Source organism: Vibrio sp. 1167, assembly GCF_033340375.1.
Taxonomy (GTDB): domain Bacteria; phylum Pseudomonadota; class Gammaproteobacteria; order Enterobacterales; family Vibrionaceae; genus Vibrio; species Vibrio alginolyticus.
In genome coordinates this window covers 1-1,216 of the sequence record NZ_JAWOWK010000076.1, presented here as the reverse complement: position 1 = coordinate 1,216, position 1,216 = coordinate 1, and the positions used below count along the sequence as shown (strand labels likewise).

Below are 1,216 nucleotides of genomic sequence, written 5' to 3'. Positions count from 1 at the left end.
GAATAATGGAATTGGGCAGCTTCTCGATGTGCATCCACAAAATGTAGCTTTCACTACCCAGCAGCAGGCGCACTTCGGTTGGTGAGCCTAGCTCTTGAGTCATTTCCTCCGACATCAAATCAATAGACATCGCATGGTTAAACTCAACCGCCTTCTCGCTGTTGATGCTGTGAACTGTCACGCCCAACCTTTCTAATAACTGGCGACGCAATGGTGCATCCGATTTGAGCGGGCCATCTTCATCGAGAACCAGATTCAGTTCGTGAGCGAGAATTTTGTTGAACTGTTGCAGGCTTGGCATCAACGCGTAGTTAAAAACGGCGTAATAAGAAAAGACTTGGCTAGCGAGAAGCAAGGAGATGAACAGTAGAATAGATTGTGTCAGTGAACTTCGGATTCGCATGGAAATTTCCTGATGATCCTAATTGCGAAAACCTCGGCCACCAAATAAGAAGGAAATTTGATGGCCGAAGTTTTAAAAACCGATTGCCGGTTAAGTGAGTAAGAATTACGACTCTTTGCCGTCTGGGACAAATACGTAACCTAAACCCCATACGGTCTGGATGTAGCGAGGTTTGCTCGGATCGTCTTCCAACATGCGGCGTAGACGAGAAATTTGTACGTCGATAGAACGCTCCATCGCCGAGTATTCACGACCACGCGCCATGTTCATCAGCTTATCACGCGACATTGGCTCACGCGCGTTGGTTACCAGTGATTTCAACACCGCAAATTCACCCGATGTTAATGGCATCGCCTCATCACCACGGAACATTTCACGCGTGCCGAGATTTAAACGAAACTCGCCAAACTCGACCACTTTTTCTTCCGTACTTGGCGCGCCCGGTAGCTCAACCGTTTGGCGACGTAAAACCGCTTTAATACGAGCGAGTAGTTCACGCGGGTTGAACGGTTTAGGTAGGTAATCGTCCGCACCAACTTCCAAACCAACAATACGGTCAACCTCGTCACCTTTTGCTGTCAGCATCAGAATTGGCAACATGTTATTGGCGTGGCGTAAACGGCGACAAATCGACAAGCCATCTTCGCCTGGCAAAATCAAATCCAATACCATTAGGTGAAAGTTTTCGCGTGTTAGTAGGCGATCCATTTGTTCGCCGTTTGCTACACTACGGACTTGAAAACCTTGCTCAGAAAGGTAACGCTCCAATAGAGCACGTAAACGAGCATCGTCATCAACCACTAAAATTTTATG

General features: G+C 47.4%; 1 protein-coding gene and 1 pseudogene. Both read right to left on the bottom strand.

The annotated features are described in order from the left end of the window. Positions 1–403 (bottom strand): annotated as a pseudogene (gene envZ / locus R7Z78_RS24480) (two-component system sensor histidine kinase EnvZ); the annotation flags it as partial. Between the two features lie 105 nt (positions 404–508). Continuing rightward, positions 509–1,216 (bottom strand): two-component system response regulator OmpR (gene ompR, locus R7Z78_RS24475; protein ID WP_169643822.1); only part of this gene is annotated, 708 nt, incomplete at its 5' end.